Source organism: Paenibacillus andongensis, from assembly GCF_025369935.1.
GTDB lineage: Bacteria > Bacillota > Bacilli > Paenibacillales > NBRC-103111 > Paenibacillus_E > Paenibacillus_E andongensis.
Window position 1 is genome coordinate 542,278 of sequence record NZ_CP104467.1, and the last position, 17,739, is coordinate 560,016.

Below are 17,739 nucleotides of genomic sequence, written 5' to 3' on the forward strand. Positions count from 1 at the left end.
GCGAGCTTTTTGGCTTAAAAGCAGGCTATTCTCTAGTAATGGTTACACTGCCTGATTTAGTATCGAAACTAACCTTACAGCCAAGCTGCTCGGCGATAAAACGAAGCGGAACGAAAGTGGCGCCATTCTTCAGGATCGGAGCACTGTCCAATTGAACAGGAGATCCGTTAACGCTCGTTGTTTTACTATTAAGTGTCAGAATAATCGTCTTGTCGTTAAGTTCGTCTTTCACTGTGATTTCCTTTGATGCTGCGTTCCACTTCACTTGCGCGCCAAGCCTCTCCGAAAGGAATCGAACGGGCACCATGGACACTTGATCCTCATTGATAAAAGGATGGGAGGAATCAAATTCATAGTCGTCATCGCTGCCCTGACTCATGAGCAAGTGAATGTCTTTTTTGGCTATTTTCAAATCATCTCTCAGAAACGAATAGAACTTAGAATCTTTGTTGAAATAGGTAAGAAAGGAATCGTTATTGGCCGCTACCTCACTTAGGTTCAATACTCCGCCAGAGGTATCAATGACACTAGCTGTAACAGGCTTATTGATATTCCATATTTCACTGGTGTAAGTAAATTTAAGCCCACTGACTCCGGCACTAACCTCTGTGAGGGGAAGTGTAAGCTCTGCATTAACTTTGCGAATCTGTTTATCGTTATCGATGAAGAAGTCTGTCTTGAGCATGGTTTTATCACTCAGTAAGGCCTTCACTTGGGAGTCGGATACGGAGGAAAGTGTCTTCTGCATATTCGTATCCCAATCGTCGAGAGCTTTCCGAAGAAATTGCTGAACGGTTGTGTAAACAAACTCAACAGCTAACGTCTTGTTATCAAGGTAAGCCATCATAAGGTCTGGCAATTCAGAACTTGACCCACCTTTAGCGGGGAAAGCTTTCATCTGTTCTTTAATAACAGGAACCAATACATCATAGAGCTGACCAATTAATTCCTTCATACCCTTTTCATCAGCGAGAATGTTCGTTAGGAATGTTTTCAGAAGGCCTACGAGTTCATTGCCTTTAATCTCTATGTGGGCCTTTTGCATAGATAGAGTTTCACTATTCACAGGCTCGGACACGGAAGAAACAGCGAAATGTTCCGGATTAGGAGCATTGGTTAAGAAGAATTTGAGCAATGAAGGTAACAATTCTTCTACTTTCTTGAGAAGCTGCTGCTGCATATCGGAAGATAGCGCTGCAGAAGATGAGCCAGCTAAGCCAGATTGCGCCGCCATCAGGTCAAAGAAAAGCGGTTTCTTAGCACCTTCGATCTGTATCGTTAGTTTGGTCCCATTTACGCCCAGCTGGAAGGGGATAGATCCCTTGCTGTAAGTAAGAGCACCGTCTACAGAGATGTGCTGCTTATCTTGCATTTTAGCGCTCTTCAGCTCTAATTTCACATGATGCAAGACGTCAATTAACTGTTTCTCGTCAGCAGATAAGCCATCTGTGTTACCTGTGATGATATCCATTTCAAGTGAGCCTTTGGATTCGGCGGATTGAATGGAGGCACTATTTTGAATAGCTTGTCCCAAATCTAGCCCTTGAACAGCCTGACACCCCGTTAACGCCAAAAGCATAATAACTAATGCAGTGGAAATCCACCAACTAAATCTCTTTCTTTGCATCTACAAATCTACTCCTTAGATATAATAGCTAGTAAAAAATAGCAGTGATAGATTATACGCAAAAAAAGAGGGAAGGATGCGCTTCGATTAGAAAAATTTTACAACGGTTCAAAATACACCTAATAGAAAAGCTCGCTCTCAGAGGTCTTGACGACCTGATGAGAACGAGCCTTGTCTTAGGAAAGCAGTAAGATAACCAATAGTTCGAAGAGGACAAGCGTAATGATTTGGTTGTATTGAGCTGGTGTATAGATGGGTCTATGCTGACCATGAGGATGTCCATGAGGAGTCACTTGAAGGTAAGCATGGTGTCCATCCACGTTAACCAAAACCCCTTCATGCGTATGTCCTTCTAACGTTGTGACACGAATAGTACGACCGATATGAGGGTGGAGTGCACCTAAGATCGTATTTTTTTTCTGCCTTAACATGTGCTGCCAATTTGGTTCTGCCTGGAAAAGAACATGAGGCCCGTGATGACCAGGATGACCAGGATGAACTGGATGAACTGGATGAACAGGATGAACAGGATGAACTGGATGAACTGGATGGACAGGGTGTTGCGATGGATTCGTATACATACGGTTTCGCTCCTTTTTCGTGCGGCTGCGCTTAGCAGCAGGCTGTTTGCCTAGGTTCACTACTAGACTATTCAGCCGCCCAAAAAAGGTGTATCGCCAACTCGTGTCCATTCAACAGGTTAGTCGCGCTTAATCGTAACTACACGCGTATCGTCATTGAAGGAAACTTTGCCGCCGAGCTGCTCCGCGATGAATCGAATCGGCACGAAAGTGGATCCGTTATGGAGCGCAGCCGCACTTTCCAACTCGACAGAAGCGCCGTTGACACTTGCGATCTTACTGTCTAGCTTCAGAATGATTGTTGCGCCTGACAACAGGTCTTTGATGGTAACTTGCTGAAGATCTCCGTTCCAGCCGACCTCAGCGCCAAGCTTTTCGGAAATAAATCTCACAGGTACCATCGTTTTGTTATCTGAATTAATAAAAGGCTGTGGGGTATCAGATTCAGCCCCGGAAGCACCTTCGTTCAACTTCAGATTGACTTCTTTTTTCGTCACTTTCAAATCTTCCTTGAGAAACTTGTAAATGAGAGACTGCTTATCTAGGTTATTCAATAAGCTGTAGATAGATGAAGCTTCCATACCTATATTTAGCGCACCGTCAGAAATGTCGATGGTATTTGCCGTGACCGGCTTATTAATATTCCACGTCTCACTTACATAAGACAGCTTGAGAGCAGCAACGCCTGAGCTCGTATTCGTAAGAGGAACATTGAGCGCAAGGCTTTGCTTGCGAACTTGTTTATCAGCGTCTGTGTAGATATCTGCTTGAAGGGCGGATTTACTGCTAAATAAAGCCTGAATCGGCAGAATGCCCTGCTCGCCCGAAGCATCTCCGGCAATCATTTCTTCCAAGGACGCAGCTGTTTTCTTCAAGAAATCTTGAACAGGTGGATAGACAAGTTCAACAGCTAACTTTTTATTGCTTAAAATTTTTAGCGAAAAGTCAGTAGATCCCCCCTTGATTTGCTCCTCAATAATAGGTGAGAGGGCATCGTACAATTGGCTAATCAGTTCTTTCAAACCAGCTTCATCAGCGAGAACATTACTCAGCAGCTTTTTGAGAAGGGAAGCCAGTTCCGTGCCGCTAAGCTCGATATGCGCTTTTTGCAGAGAGAGAGACTCGCCGTTCACTTTGTCTGTGACAGGTGTGACCGATATGTTCGACGGATTAGGCGTATTAGCTAAAATAAGTCCAATAATCGCAGATTTAATCTCCGCAATTTTGTTGCCGAACTGATCTTGCACGGCTGTCGGTAACAGCTTAGTAAACGATAAATTAGAACCTCCTAAAACATCGAAAACAATCGGTTTCTTCGCGCCCTCGACATTCAAAATGATCTTGGTGCCCTCGGTTGCAAGTTTGAAAGGAATTGTGCCCTTACTGTATGTAATCGTACCATCTGCCGAAAGGTGCTGTGCATCTTGTGTTTTCACATTGGTGAGATCGATTTTCACGTTTTGCAAGGCAGTTAGCGCCTTCTGCTCTTCAGCGGATAGCTTCGAAGTGTCGCCGGGCACAAACTCGACCTGCAGGGTACCTTTGGATTCTGAGGACTTCACAGCCCAGTCATTCTTGATGGCCCCAGCAAGGTCTAATCCTTGCACAGCCTGACAGCCTGATAAAGTAAGCATCATTAGAACCATTGCGGCGGAGATCCACCAAGTCAATTTCTTTTTGTACATGTGATAATCTACTCCTTAGGTTTAATAGAATAAGCGATAAAGTCGTCGAAAGATTATACGCTGGAAGTAGCAGAAGGATGCGCGGTGTAGTGAATTTTCCTAGGAAGTGGAAATGGCAGCCGATGCTCGTTCCCATTTTTCGAGCTCGCTCTGAATATCTGTCCGAAAAGGAAACTGATTTTTAAGTTTCTGGAGTTCTAACTTTGCACTTTTTCTATTTCCTTGTGCGTAATCGATTTGACATCGTAGAAATAAAACATGAACATCTCTTGGGTTCATAGACAAAGCGTAGTTTATTTCGGTAGCTGCGCGGTTAAGATTCGTTGAATTGTTTGTTTCAAGGTAATCTTTTAATAAGAGATAGGCCATTCTTGAATGTTGGTCTGATGGTATGAAGGCAAGAGATGAACTACGTTCAAGCAGTTGAATCGCTTGAGGATTGTTTTTCAAATGACTAGGTAATTGCTCGGCCTGTAAGATTAAAGATTCTGAAATGCCTAGACGGATAGAAATATAAGATATTATGACAAGAGCTAATGAAACTAGGATTCGGAGACGCCGTCTGGTGTGTAGTGATTCTTTTTTTTGAGTAGTTTCATTCAAATGTATAGGGATAATCAATCCCAAAAGAGCCCATAGACCAAACAGAATGGAATAATCAAACGTAAAATCAACTGCACTATGGGCCAGAAGACAGCCGAAAGCTGATAGACAACCTACGACCCATATCTTTGTAGAGTTTTCTGCAATTCTGAATACGGAAATGCCTTTCCATATAAACAGTAAAACAAGAGTTAAGAAGAGCAATACGCCAACTACACCTGATTCAATCCAAGTTTCCAACCAGTGATTATGTAAGTAACGGACAGAGTAGGCAGCAGTTTGATACTGATATTGCAAAATGTTCCATGCTCCCCCACCGTATCCCAATAGGGGAAAATCCTTAATCATTAGCCAAGCGTCATTGTAGTATCCTAAGCGAGAACTCCATTCAGATGCGTGCGGGTTAATATGAATCAATCGTTGTAGAAGTGTAGTGTTGCTGGAGCAAAAAATAACCCCGGTCAGCACTAAAAGGATAGGAATTATTGTTATGGATAGTAATCTAGCTTGTATTTTTTGAGTGAATAAAATAAATAATGCAACGATAAGAACAGAGCAAATAAAAGCCCATTTAGACCATGTATAGGTTAGGGCACTGATCATTCCTGCGCTAATTGCTAAAGATACTTGAGGAAGATTTCTTCTATTTCCTTTTCCAAATGCCAAATATTGAACAGGTACAGTGACTATTAAAAGTACCAGAACAGTGCGGGATCCACTTAATATGACACCTGATGTTAATAAGGAGCATAGACAGATGTAATGGATCTTGTTCTCTAATGCTGATAGCATCAAGGATAATATCAAAGCAGTTAAAAGCAATATTCCCCATGTATTAGCATATTCCAGTGATCCTTCGAAACGTCCTTCTCGGAATTGGTTGAAGAGTACCCCTAAAATAACCCAACCGGAACAAATATAGACTAACATTCGAACCAATGCTATTGCGTGTTCTTTCGTAAGCTGTACTGCTATCAATAATAGAGGCAGTACTATTGCGATACGAAAAGATACTGAGAGTGATTCTTGCCTATTAATAGCATTTATAGTAACCAAAAAATATAAAAAGACAAAGGCAGTTAAGACATAAAATGCAGGATGAGAGGGCATTCGCCCTCCCGAAAAGATGATAGCAGCTATTGCATATAGGATGCCACCAATCGTCAAATACTCTTCTTTAAAAAGCAGCCCATGCTGGAAAAGAGCAATACAGAAAAAAAGGGTGAGTACGACAAGTGAAGTAAGGGATTTCCAATTTTCCGGATTTTTATATATTTTTGGGGGCTTTACAAGGTGCGCAATAGGTATAATCACTCCGTTTAACAAAATTTAAGTAAAATTTGATTCTATGTTCCTATTTTTCATTATAATACATAGGGCTCAAGTATTGTCGGAATTTCTGATATCTCTTATTATTAGTTGGTATCTACATAGGGATTATCAACCTGGGGAGGAATTTTCTTGAAATTGCAACGAGATTTAACTAGACGGCTCACAAAAAGGGCCTCTGCAGCACTTGTTTTATTTTTACTGTTGAATGTATTTACCCCGATTCTAGCAACGGCAGCAAGTTTGTTTAATCTACAGTTTGATCCTGTAACTGGTAAAGTTCATGGTTTCATTTATTCGGACAAGCCTTCGCTTTCCGTTAGTGTAAATGATGCTACGTACGGGACGAAAACGGTTGTTAGTAATATGAATTTTACAAAGACTTTTAATAATGGCTATTATTACGATTTAAATGAGTTGGGTAGTAGTGAGCTTAAAGGTCTTAAGCCTGTTACCGCGGTTGTATATGAAGGCAGTACACCTGTTTACTCAACAAAAAACAATGTAACTGGTGATGTTTATAGCTATAACAGTGGGAATAATCCTAATCTTAGAGCGCCTACTGGTCTGGTTGCGACCTTTGACCATGGGTACTGGCGGATCAACTGGGATTCACTCAATCAGACATTTCAAAGTGGCATAAGAGAATATAGGAATGGCAAGTTGACGGGTGAATCATGTTGTGGAGGTTTTTGGAACAATGAATGGAGAACGCCTTATTATTTTAATCAGCCGCCTATAGATCTTCAATTGAGTACAGTTGATGTGCTAGGCAACGAATCACCGCTAAGTGAGAAGGTGACTCTCCAATCGGCCGTAGAGCCAGATGGTTATCACTATCAAGGTAGAGTGTTCCTAAATGGGATCTCTGTGAAGGGTACAAAGTTTGATGTCAAGAATGCTTCAGGGGTTATTGTGGAGAGTTTCACTTATAATGACCAGGCAATTAAAGGTCAATCTGATCTAGGTCGTTATTGGATAAACTATAATTCACCTGGTTTTGCTGGTAAGTTTTTAGAGTATTATTTTGATTTGCCCGGTAAAGATTATTCTATTACTGTAACAAATATTGAAAATATGATTTTTCAACCGAAATTGTATCCTACTGATTTTGCCGCTTATGTTGAGTACGATGGTAAATTTGCAAATGTAGTTCACTCGGAGATTTTTATGTTTGGTCATTTTAAAACAATACCGACATTTTTCTTTAATAATAAAGAAGCAGGTCACTGGTTTGGACCGAATGAAGAAATTGCAAAGTTTACTCCTTCACGAGGAGAAGGGAATTTTTTGAACATACAGTTTCCTCATGATATTTGGCCTGTAAATGGATTGGGGGCGCACAATGTTACTAGCATACAGCGTGAAAATTTATCAGTTTCTGACTTCCAATTAATAAAAGTTTCGGATCAATCAGTGGTTGGTATCCAGAATTGGTATTCAGGTGACATTCTCTTACGACAAGGTATATTAGCTCTTATGCTTGATAAAGGCTTAGAACCTAATGAGCAATATGTTCTTAAAATGTCGCCAACTAGTGGAGCGAATGAGATAAGGCTACCTCTTTGGTCGGGAGATAAATTTAGTGCATCTATTTCAACAACTGCAGATAACCATAATAATTATCTCTTAGATCAATATGTCTATGATGGAACGCTTATTGACACTTTCTTAGAACAACAAACAGTCAAGATTACTTCTACTAGCGTAGCAAATGCCAATGCTGCCGCAGCAGTAACAGCAAAAATTACAGCTCTACCAGCGGCAGCGAGTGTAACTTTAGCCAATGAAACGGCTGTAAATGAGGCGAAAACCGCCTTTGATCAATTAACAACCGCTCAAAAAGCGTTGGTAATCACAGTAAATCAAACAAAGTTGGCTGATGCCTTAGCCAAAATAGCGGAATTAAAAGCAGCTCCAAGAGCTCCAGGTGGCGGAGGCTTTATAGATAACTCTCCTAAGCCTACAGAAGATGGTGTCAAACTGGATTCTGGCTCATTGAATGTTACAAAAGAGGCTGGCTCAGACGGCAAACAAGTTTCGCGTGTAAAACTTGATGCTGAAGCACTGAGTAAAGCTCTTGATGCAGTAAAGAGTAAAGATAAAGATCATCAAACAATCTCAGTGGAAGTAATCGGTACGGAAGCTGGGGCTAAAATTGATATTCCAGCCGCTTCTTTGGTAGATGCGATTAAGTCGAATTCGGATATTATTATTTCTATTCAATCGGATACAGGTTCTTATCAGGTGCCAGTTAGCATTTTTAAAGATTTAACTGGTAAGTTAAATGCGGATCTTAAAGATGTAAAAGTGACGATTTCCGTGACGCAGGCATCAGAGAAGTCATACCAAGCACTTCAACAAGCAAATCCCTCTGTTAAAACATTGATTGCAAACCCTATCGAATTTACGATAACAGCAGAGACAGGATCCGGTAAAGTTGAAATCAATGATTTTTCAGGAACCTATGTTGAAAGAAAAATTATAGTACCATCAATTGTAGATGGCGATAAGTCAACGGTGGTTTCATTTGATCCGATAACGGGAAAAATGAGTTTCATTCCTGCCGTTGTGACGCATATAAATGGGAAAACCGAGATCACCATTAAATCGCCGCATAATAGTATGTATACGCTTGTTAAGTTGAGTAAAGCATTTAGTGATATCAGCACTCACTGGGCTAAAGCTGACATTGAAATGTTAGCTTCCAAGTTTGTCGTACAAGGGATGAATGAAACAACTTTTGCACCTGATCAACATGTAACTCGCGCACAATTTGCTGCAATGCTTGTTTCATCACTAGCCCTAAATACCGATTCTAAATCAGTTGTTTTCCGTGATGTGAAAGCTGAAGATTGGTTTTCAGATGCAGTAAACACTGCTGCTAAATTAGGACTTGTTGAAGGAAACTCTGCTGAAGAATTTGCTCCGAATGCAAATATTTCACGAGAGCAAATGGCCATGATGATTTCCCGTGCTTTGAAACTTTCGGGTAAAGCAGTGCAATCAACTACGTCACAAGAAAAGCTTTCCCGTTTCACGGATAGCAATGCAATAAGTAACTGGGCTAAGTCAGCAGTGGCTCAGACAATAGAAGCCAATATTGTAAATGGTCTAACTGACCAATCGTTCTCACCTAAAGAAAATGCGACAAGAGCACAAGCAACGGTGATGTTGAAACGATTCCTGCAATACGTACAATTTATTAATTAACATAAGAAAAAGCCTCAATTGAGCCACCCGAAACTTTCCTCCTACTTTCGTAGGAGGTTTTTTCTATTCTTTGGATTGCAAGAAGTTCTTTTCACAAAGAGTGAAAAGAGGCCGTGAAACTTTTTCCTTTTATTCGCGTCTATAAAGTGTATGCAATGTTAAATTATGGAATGAAATTGATGTTCTTAGATTTATGCTTTAAGAAATAAAATATACTGTATATTACGTCTGTAAGAGGGTGACAAAATTGATGACGTTGTTTGCCATATGTTTCTTTGTAGGCCTTGTACTTACGGTACTTGTTACGTTTTTTGGCGGCGATTTCTTTGAGTTCCATGCGGATCACGGGGCTGCCCATGGCCATGGTGGACCGTCTTTTTTTAACTTATCTTCCATTTTAGCTAGTTTGACGGTGTTTGGCGGCATGGGGTATATGCTCAATCAAATTGGGATGACGAGTAGTTTGCTCATTCTGCTTATCGCGATTGGTGCGGGTCTCCTCATAGGATGGCTCTTCTTCCTTCTCTACGCCAAAGTTATTTATAAGCATGACAACAGCATGAAAGAGAGCGATTTTGATCTGAGTGGTCAGTTAGGGAAGCTGTCTGTGCCGATTAATGGGAAGGGTATGGGCGAAATGATGTTTGTGATGCATGGCACTACGCGCTCCATCAGTGTTCGTTCTGAGAATGGGGAATCCATCCCGAAAGGGACAAAGGTCGTCGTTTTGCACATGAATAAAGGTATTGCGACGGTAACAAGGTTTAACCCATAATAGCAGCTGCAATTAACTACAGGGAGGTTATGCGTTTATGTTGGGAATTTTGTATACGGTTGTAGCGATTGTTGTTGTCGTTTTTATCTTACTGGGTTCGATTGTGAAAGCGTACAAGAAGGTACCGCCGAATGAAGCGATGATTGTGTACGGTTTAGGTGGAAAAAGGGTCGTACAAGGCGGCGGGACGTTCGTCATCCCTGGTTTTCAAAGCTATAAAACGATCTCCATGATGCTCATGAGCTTCGATGTGAAGCCGGATCAACCTATGTTTTCTCAGCAGGGCATACGGCTCAAAATTGAGGCGGTGGCTCAGATTAAAATCCAAAGTGATCCAGTCGCGATCGGTACAGCCTCGGAGCAGTTTCTTGACCACACACTGTTAGAGCGGGAAATGATGATATTGCATTCGGTAGAAGGGCATCTTCGCGGATTGGTTGGACAATTGACTGTGGAAGCCATTCTTAAGAATCCGGATGAGCTGAACAGCAAGATGAGGGAAACGTGCTCAGAGGATTTGGATAAAATGGGGCTGAGTCTCATCTCCTTCGTGCTCAAACGAGTGGCTGATGATCAAGGCTACATTGAGAACCTGGGCGTACCGGAAGTGGAGCGTATTCGCAAAAGTGCTAGTATTGCCAGAGCTGAAGTGGAGCGGGATATCCAAATTCGTCAGGCAGATACAGAGAAGGAATCCGCGATTCGTCGTGCAGAAGCCCATCAGTTAAAGATTGAGGCAGAGAGCGCCGCATCGGCGAAGGAAGCGCAGTACCGCAAAGAGCTTAGCATGAAGGAAGCGGAGTTTAAGCAGGAAACGACAAGCCGTCAGGCGGAAGCGGATTTGGCTTATGAATTGAAGCAGAAGCAGATTCAACAGTCGCTCGTAACGGAACAGGTGAAGATCCGGCAGATGGAAGCGGAAGCGAACAAGACAGTTCGCCAGATTGAAGTCGAGCTGAAGGCGAAAGAGCTCGAAGCGTCGGTCATTAAGCCGGCTGAAGCGGAGAAACTGGCTGCCATTATGCGCGCCGAAGTCAATAAGCAGAGGCAAATTCTCGAAGCCGAGGCGGATGCGGAGTCGACGAGAAAACGCGGCGAAGCGACTGCGGAAGCGGAGCTCGCCAAAGGGAAGGCGAATGCGGAAGTCGTCCGCTTGGCGGGGCTTGCGGAGGCTGAAGCGCTGGAGAAGAAGGCAGAGGCTTACAAACAGTATACGCAGGCCGCGGTTACGGTGGAGATTCTTCGCATACTGCCGGAATTGGCTGAGAAAATTGCGACGCCGCTAAGCAATGTAGATAAAATTACGGTGATTTCACAAGATGGAACGACCTCAGGCGTGAATCGGATAACGGGCGATATTGCCAAAATGATCGCGCAAGTGCCGGAAATTACACAGACGCTAACGGGTAAAAGCGTGACAGATCTTGCGCGTGCATTTCTAGGCAAGGATAATGAACTTATTTTAAATAAGGAATCGGAATAACGTGAATGTAATTGAGCAATTGAGCAATGTCCTCGGCTTTCAGGCTGAGGATTTTTTTTGTTAAAAATGTTTTAGATTTAAAGCGCAAACGGTTGAATTGCTATACAATGAAAAAAACACTGGATTTCACCTTAGTGATCGTTAGTTTCAAAGAAATGAGGATTTTACATCGTGCAGATATACAGAAAGTTTCTACGGAATTTATTGCTAAATTATATCATGGGCTCTGGGATCGCTGTTGTTGTAGTAGGCGGAGTTATCATTTCTACAACTCTATCGATTTCAAATGCGGAAATGATGCGCGTATTCTTCATAATGATCACCTCGCTATGCGTGATGATACTTGCTGAAATCGCAGTGTTTCGCAAGCACATGAAGCCGATTCGCCAGATGCTGGAGCAGGAGACTCCGGATCTAGCGGCCATCCGAGAAGCCTATTTGCAAACGCACCGATTTCCGGCGCTTTCGGTGATGCGGATCATGGGCCCGCACTTTCTTGGCTTATCGATCCCTGCTATGACGATGGCTAGTATCGGGATTGCACGAGGTTGGTTATCTCTACCGGTTTATTACATTGGACTCGCCGGTATCGGGGCGGTTCTTGTTGCTAGCATGCATGCTTTACTTGAGTTCTTCACGACAGCTCAGGCCATTCGACCGGTGCTCATACATATACGGGAAGTGGGACAGCGACTTTATGGTGAAGATGTTTCCTTGGATGGACGAGTCATCGTATCGATTCAACGAAAGTTTCAGCTAAGCGCTTTTCTAATTGGAACTATGCCGCTCTTTCTATTTAGTTTAGCAACCCAAATTCGTTTGATTTCACAGTCCTCGGAGTTGACGGTCGATTATTGGAAATGGGCGGGGATCATTTTACTGCTTGGTGTCGGTTTTTCCTCTTTAGGGGCGCGCATGCTGGCAAGAGACATTCAGCAGCCAATAGGAGATTTATATAGGGCAATGAAAGAAGTCCAATCCGGTGACCTGCAAGTAAGAGCCTCGGACTTATATTCAGATGAATTTTCGCGGCTTGTTGCGGGCTTCAACCACATGGTTAAGGGTCTTGAAACGCGTGAGAAAATGAACAACCAATTGCTGCAGAGCTACTATTCCACATTAGCTGCTGCACTAGATGCTCGGGACGCCTATACAGCAGGTCATTCGACGCGTGTCGCCAAGTATTCGTTGATGATTGGACGAGCTGTAGATTTGAACGAGCACGAGCTAGATCTATTGAACAAGACCGCTCTACTGCATGATATCGGCAAAATTGGTGTGCGCGACGATGTGCTGCTGAAGGAAAGTCGGCTCACCGACGAGGAGTTCGAGCAAATCAAGCTGCACCCCGTGCTCGGTGAATCGATTTTGAAACAAATCGAGCCCGCTGAGGCTATGGCGCCTCTGCTTCCAGGCGTGCGCTCTCATCATGAGCGCTATGATGGCGGCGGGTATCCGGATGGCCTGAAGGGCCTGGATATCCCCGAGTTCGGCCGCATCATTGCGGTAGCTGATGCCTTCGATGCCATGACTTCCGATCGTCCTTATCGGAAAGGGATGCCGGCCCGGAAGGCACTGGCCATTCTCGCTGAGGGAAAGGGGACCCAGTGGGATCCCCGATTCGCTCAAAGGTTTATTGATGTTTATAAGGTTTAGAGAAGGAAAGGTCTCACAGCCGCGGGGTTTGCGGGTTGTGAGGCCTTTTTTTGTTGTTGAATGGGTGCGAGGAGAGTTATCGGGTGGAAGGAGGGGACTTGATGGCTTTAGTGATGTTTTACATCGCTAAAGCTAGTGTTGACTAGCTAGTTGTTGAGTTAGCGATGTTTTATAGCGTTAAAGTTGCTGATGAGTGGGAGAAAGCGGGCATCCTGTGGCTTTGTAGCGCTTAACCCTTCCACATTATGGGCAGTCTAGCAAAACTCCGCTATAATAGAGAAAAAGATGCTGGAGGTTGGTCATATATGGATGAATTGCGCTTCCCTATTGGATTGTTTGCACACGAAGGTGAAATTTCACGAGAACAGTTGCAAGAGTGGATGGCTGATATCGAGTCGACGCCAAGTAGGCTCCGTGAGGCGGTTGCCGGGCTGTCTGATGAGCAGCTGGATACGCCTTATCGCCCAGGAGGGTGGACGCTGCGACAAGTCGTGCATCACGTAGCAGACAGCCATATGAACAGCTACACAAGGTTTAAACTGGCGCTGACGGAGGAAGAGCCGACGATCAGACCTTACTACGAGGAGCGCTGGGCTGAGCTTAGCGATGGCAAGTCGGCTCCGGTGGAGTTGTCGCTGACCTTGCTAGATGCATTGCACAGCCGCTGGATGATGGTTCTGCACGATATGCAGCATGAGCAGTTTGCACGTGCATTCGTACATCCAGAGTCGGGGAAGACGATTCGACTGGATTGGAACGTTGGCAATTACGCATGGCATGGTAATCATCATATTGCCCACATTACGAGCTTGCGCGCTCGCAGGGGCTGGTAAACAACGAAAACCCGTCAAGTCCCAGGACTTAACGGGTTTTTCCATTATCCACTTCGACACTGAAGTTCGATTCAGCCTGGTCAGCATTCAAATAACGTCCGACTTTATCGATCCACTCTTGTACGTAGTGATCGGTTGCCCACTGCGCCATGACGAGTTTCTCGCCAGGCTGGAGGTCTATGCTAAGCTGTGGAGCATTCCCCGGCGCTTGCCCGTAAGGGTAGAACTTGAGCTTGCCGTTCTCGAAAATGACGATCATATCATTCATCGGCGAAGTTAACGCATCGGTTGCTAACGGCCACGAAGACTGAATGGCGCTCCAGGAGCAGCAAAGCTCATCGTGATTGATGACTTTATCAGGCAGCTCGCGCGGGAAGTCGTGAAGAACGTAGTTATCTGGTGTCGCTGCACTACTTCGCGGCGTCTCAGCGACCTTGCCGACCCAGCGGCCTGGTTCACGTTGGACGGTCCAGCTTTGGCCTGTAATCTCTCCAAGCAATTTGGTAGAGCTGCTCGGTACATTTGCAAGAAGGCTGCTGATGCTGCTGCTATACAGATCGGTGAGCGATACATGGTTCTTGTCCACCGGTTTATTATAGAACTGTACGGTATGCCCTTCCTTTAATTGTGGGAGGGTACGAACCCAGATGCGTTCCGCTTGGTAAGGGGCATTACCTCGCCAAGCCTCCTCCGATTCAGCGATGGAAACATATTGATTCCCAGCGAATAACAGGGTCTCCACGCGATTTAACTGTTCGTCAGCCTGATCTGGGAACACTTCTGGTTTCACGGGCTGGTCCGCTAAATGAGCGGATAAATAGTGGATCTCGTCTGTTTTCGTTTTGTGAACCAAGGAATCGATTTTCCAAAAATTTTGCTTATAAGGCATGAGAATTCCCGTGCCCTCGGAGGTCTTCTGCAGTTGGCCGCGAACCGGCGCTATAAGCATTGTTCGATAAGTACTGTAACGAATGGGTCCTAAAGCATGCTGAGCCTCAGTATTGTTAGATTCACGCTCGGTCCTTAGCCCAATAAGCAGTGCGGTGCTTATTGGGGCTGGTGACGAACTAGTGGACGCAGCAGTCGTAACAGAAGCATCCATTGCAGGAGCCGCATCACTTTGAGTATGAATTGTATGCCATGGGAAGAGCAGTAACGCAGCAGCTATTGCGCCGAGTCCGGCGAAACAGAGTAGGGGCTTTACCTTCGGCTTCGCTCGTTCCTTCCGCTCAATCGCTTCTTCGATCTCGCCCTGAAGCTTGGAAGTAAAGCCAGTTTGCTTAAGCGGTCCTGATTCCAATTGCTTATGTAAATCATCTGGATCAGGAGTTTTCAAGCGCTTCACGCTCCTTCAAACTGATCACCTTGAGTCTGGCGTGGTGAAGTCGGGATTTAACGGTTCCCTCCGAGATGTTAAGGATGGCAGCCATTTCTTTCGTTGAGAGCTGATAATGGGCATGCAAAATTAGAATTTCTCTGTATTTTGGGGACAGAGATATCACTTTTTTCCATATATCGCTAGCATATAATTTCTCCATGGCTTCTGTTTCTGCCGATTGTGATGTGCCTGCAGATTGAATGAAGCCCACTAGTGTAACTTTGCGCCAGAATGCTTTACGTAGGTAGTCATATGCGGTATTACGTGTAATGGTAAGCAGCCAGGTTTTGACCGAAGCTTCGCCGCGGAATGTAGTAAGATTGCGATATACTTTCAAGAAAGCATCCTGCGTAATGTCATCAGCTAAATCTGAATTCCGGCAAATACTAAACGCATAATTCCAGACGTCATTCCCATAAGTTTCCATTATATTACGAAGAATCACTTTCTGATCCGTGGTTTCAGATACGTACTTTAAATATTCAAATACATGGACACCGGTCGTCTCCATTCTCTCACCTCTCTGAATTAGACGTTACAAGCACAAAAAAGTTCGTTTTTTTTAAAAAAATCATGCCTTATAGGATTCGAAAGTGAATTGGCAGATGGGTCGGACTTCTACGAATAATTTGAAAAATGACATAGCTCGAAATCTGGAGGAGATTTGCTTCAAGGGAGAGAATCGATGAGAGACATCTTTTTGCAGCGGTAAAGAAGAATCTACAATAAAACTCTTAAGGCGGTGGGGCTCTTGGTTTCTTTTATACATTCAATACGCTTTAAGTTTCTGATAAGTTTTGTCACTCTGATCTTGCTGTTTATGGTTTCAACTGGACTATCCTATCAAATGGTACAATCAACTAAGCTCAGTGCAAATGAACAAATGGCCAGTATGACCAACGAAAAGATTGCCTTATCTTTAAAAAGCATGGTAGGCATTCTCTACAGTAATCAAGCAGATTTGATCATCAACGAAAATAAAGAGATTATTCAGGAATATCAAGAGAACTCGAAGGCATTTCTTGAAATGGTTGAAAGTATACATGCATCGGCCAGCACGGATGAAGAGCGCCAGTGGGCCGGGAATATTGTTAAGCAAAGCCAACTGTACATCGAGATGTTCGATAAGGTGGTAGCGGTCTATAACAATCAAAATAAATATACAGCTCAACAGTTGAAAGCGGAATATAAGAAAGTAGACGATGAAACCGATGAAGCCAAAAATCAAATTTACGAGTTAACAGATAAACTTGTGCTTGCATATGACAAGAAGTACGCAGAAGCGCAAAACAAATTAGATCATGATATGTCGCAATTGGTGAAGACTTTGATTATTTCTAGCGTAGCTGTTGTTGTGATTGGATTAATTCTAGCTTTTACATTAGAGCGGTTGATCACGAGGCCTATTACGAGAGCAGTAGGTTTCTTGCGTCGCGTTGCAAGTGGCGACCTTACCACGCGTCTGGATGGGAAGATGAGTAAGGATGAAACTGGGCAATTAATTGATGCTTGTAATAATATGGTGGGTCAACTTCGCTCCCTTCTGCATGAAGCCGCCGTGAATGCGGACGCGGTTCAACATTCTGGGGGTCAGCTGGGGAACCACGCAAGGCTTACCATACAAGCAACGAGTGAAATCGCTCATGCAATTGATGTAGTCGCTGCGGGAAATGCGGCACAGGATCAAGGTGCATCTGAAAGCGCAAGAGCCATGGAAGAGATGGCCATAGGGATTCAGCGTATGGCAGAATCCTCATCTACAGTAGCGGCAGCCTCCTTAGATGCTAGGGAAGATGCGAAGCGAGGTCATGCGACCATTGCAGATTCCATCCACCAAATGAATCGGATTGAGCAATCCGTGCAAACCTCTACGCAAATTATTGATCGAGTAGGGGAAAGATCGCAGGAAATCCATCATATTGTGGATGTCATCACAGGGATCGCTTCACAAACGAATCTACTAGCGCTTAACGCATCGATTGAAGCCGCAAGAGCAGGGGAGCATGGCAGAGGCTTTGCTGTCGTGGCTACGGAAGTAAGGAAGTTAGCTGAGCAAGCGATCCAGTCTACTTCGCAAATCAATGATATTATTAAAGGAATACAAGAAGATGCCTTGGCTTCTGTGACTTCCATGCAGGAGGTGAAGGATGAGGTGCAGCACGGTGTGCAGCTAATCATACAGTCAGGTGACATGTTTGGAGGGATTCTTCAAGCCATCGCCAATATCTCTGAACAGGTGCAGGATCTTTCCTCTGCCACAGAAGAAATGTCCGCTGGATCTCAGGAAGTGTCTGCTTCCATTGCGGAGATGGCTCATCTAGCTAAGCAATCATCGCAGCAATCCCAAACCATTGTGTCTCATACGAAAGAGCAATTGTACGCGATGGAAGCCATTGATAAATCGGTCATTAGTCTTAGCGAAACGGCGGAAGCCTTACAAAGTGTTGTTGGACGGTTTAAAGTGTAGGAGCATCACATTAAAGAGGTATAAGATCATTCAAGTGGTGTCTTGACAATAGAAGGCCTTAACGCGCAATATGAAGTAAGGACACTGGATGAAAGATCAGGTCCTTCGG

General features: G+C 44.0%; 12 protein-coding genes. 6 read left to right on the plus strand and 6 right to left on the minus strand.

What is annotated here, in order from left to right:
• Positions 1–25 precede the first annotated feature (25 nt).
• From NYR53_RS02530 to NYR53_RS02545, 4 genes are all read right to left on the minus strand, one after another.
• Positions 26–1,627, minus strand: a complete 1,602-nt coding sequence (locus NYR53_RS02530; RefSeq protein ID WP_261303786.1) for a copper amine oxidase N-terminal domain-containing protein — start codon at positions 1,625–1,627, stop codon at positions 26–28.
• A 176-nt stretch (positions 1,628–1,803) separates the two neighbouring features.
• On the minus strand, positions 1,804–2,319 hold the full coding sequence (locus tag NYR53_RS02535; protein WP_261303787.1) for an LSm family protein: 516 nt from the start codon (positions 2,317–2,319) through the stop codon (positions 1,804–1,806).
• 8 nt (positions 2,320–2,327) lie between these two features.
• Positions 2,328–3,893, minus strand: a complete 1,566-nt coding sequence (locus NYR53_RS02540; RefSeq protein WP_261303788.1) for a copper amine oxidase N-terminal domain-containing protein — start codon at positions 3,891–3,893, stop codon at positions 2,328–2,330.
• Between the two features lie 99 nt (positions 3,894–3,992).
• The gene (locus NYR53_RS02545) at positions 3,993–5,822 is read right to left on the minus strand and encodes an O-antigen ligase family protein (protein ID WP_261303789.1); all 1,830 of its coding nucleotides are present in this window, start codon (positions 5,820–5,822) and stop codon (positions 3,993–3,995) included.
• 135 nt (positions 5,823–5,957) lie between these two features.
• Here NYR53_RS02545 and NYR53_RS02550 point away from each other — a divergent pair, with 135 nt between their 5' ends.
• The 5 genes from NYR53_RS02550 to NYR53_RS02570 all read left to right on the plus strand — a co-directional run bounded on the left by NYR53_RS02550 (position 5,958) and on the right by NYR53_RS02570 (position 13,785).
• Positions 5,958–9,038: an S-layer homology domain-containing protein gene (locus NYR53_RS02550; protein ID WP_261303790.1), complete on the plus strand. Its 3,081-nt coding sequence runs from the start codon at positions 5,958–5,960 to the stop codon at positions 9,036–9,038.
• Between the two features lie 250 nt (positions 9,039–9,288).
• Positions 9,289–9,813 carry an NfeD family protein gene (locus NYR53_RS02555; RefSeq protein WP_496198163.1) on the plus strand — a complete coding sequence of 175 codons (525 nt, stop codon included), beginning with the start codon at positions 9,289–9,291 and terminating at the stop codon, positions 9,811–9,813.
• Positions 9,814–9,850: 37 nt separating this feature from the next.
• On the plus strand, positions 9,851–11,296 hold the full coding sequence (locus NYR53_RS02560) for a flotillin family protein (RefSeq protein WP_261303792.1): 1,446 nt from the start codon (positions 9,851–9,853) through the stop codon (positions 11,294–11,296).
• 171 nt (positions 11,297–11,467) lie between these two features.
• A complete protein-coding gene (locus NYR53_RS02565) occupies positions 11,468–12,952 on the plus strand; it encodes an HD domain-containing phosphohydrolase (protein ID WP_261303793.1) in 1,485 nt (494 codons plus the stop codon).
• A gap of 305 nt (positions 12,953–13,257) precedes the next feature.
• Entirely contained in the window at positions 13,258–13,785 is a 528-nt protein-coding gene (locus NYR53_RS02570) for a YfiT family bacillithiol transferase (protein WP_261303794.1), read from the plus strand.
• A gap of 28 nt (positions 13,786–13,813) precedes the next feature.
• Here the strand turns inward: NYR53_RS02570 and NYR53_RS02575 are convergent, their stop codons facing one another.
• Positions 13,814–15,121 carry a hypothetical protein gene (locus tag NYR53_RS02575; RefSeq protein ID WP_261303795.1) on the minus strand — a complete coding sequence of 436 codons (1,308 nt, stop codon included), beginning with the start codon at positions 15,119–15,121 and terminating at the stop codon, positions 13,814–13,816.
• Positions 15,108–15,674, minus strand: a complete 567-nt coding sequence (locus tag NYR53_RS02580) for an RNA polymerase sigma factor (protein WP_047678747.1) — start codon at positions 15,672–15,674, stop codon at positions 15,108–15,110. The genes NYR53_RS02575 and NYR53_RS02580 overlap by 14 nt, the downstream gene beginning before the upstream one ends.
• A gap of 336 nt (positions 15,675–16,010) precedes the next feature.
• Here NYR53_RS02580 and NYR53_RS02585 point away from each other — a divergent pair, with 336 nt between their 5' ends.
• On the plus strand, positions 16,011–17,630 hold the full coding sequence (locus NYR53_RS02585; protein ID WP_261303796.1) for a methyl-accepting chemotaxis protein: 1,620 nt from the start codon (positions 16,011–16,013) through the stop codon (positions 17,628–17,630).
• Positions 17,631–17,739: the final 109 nt, after the last annotated feature.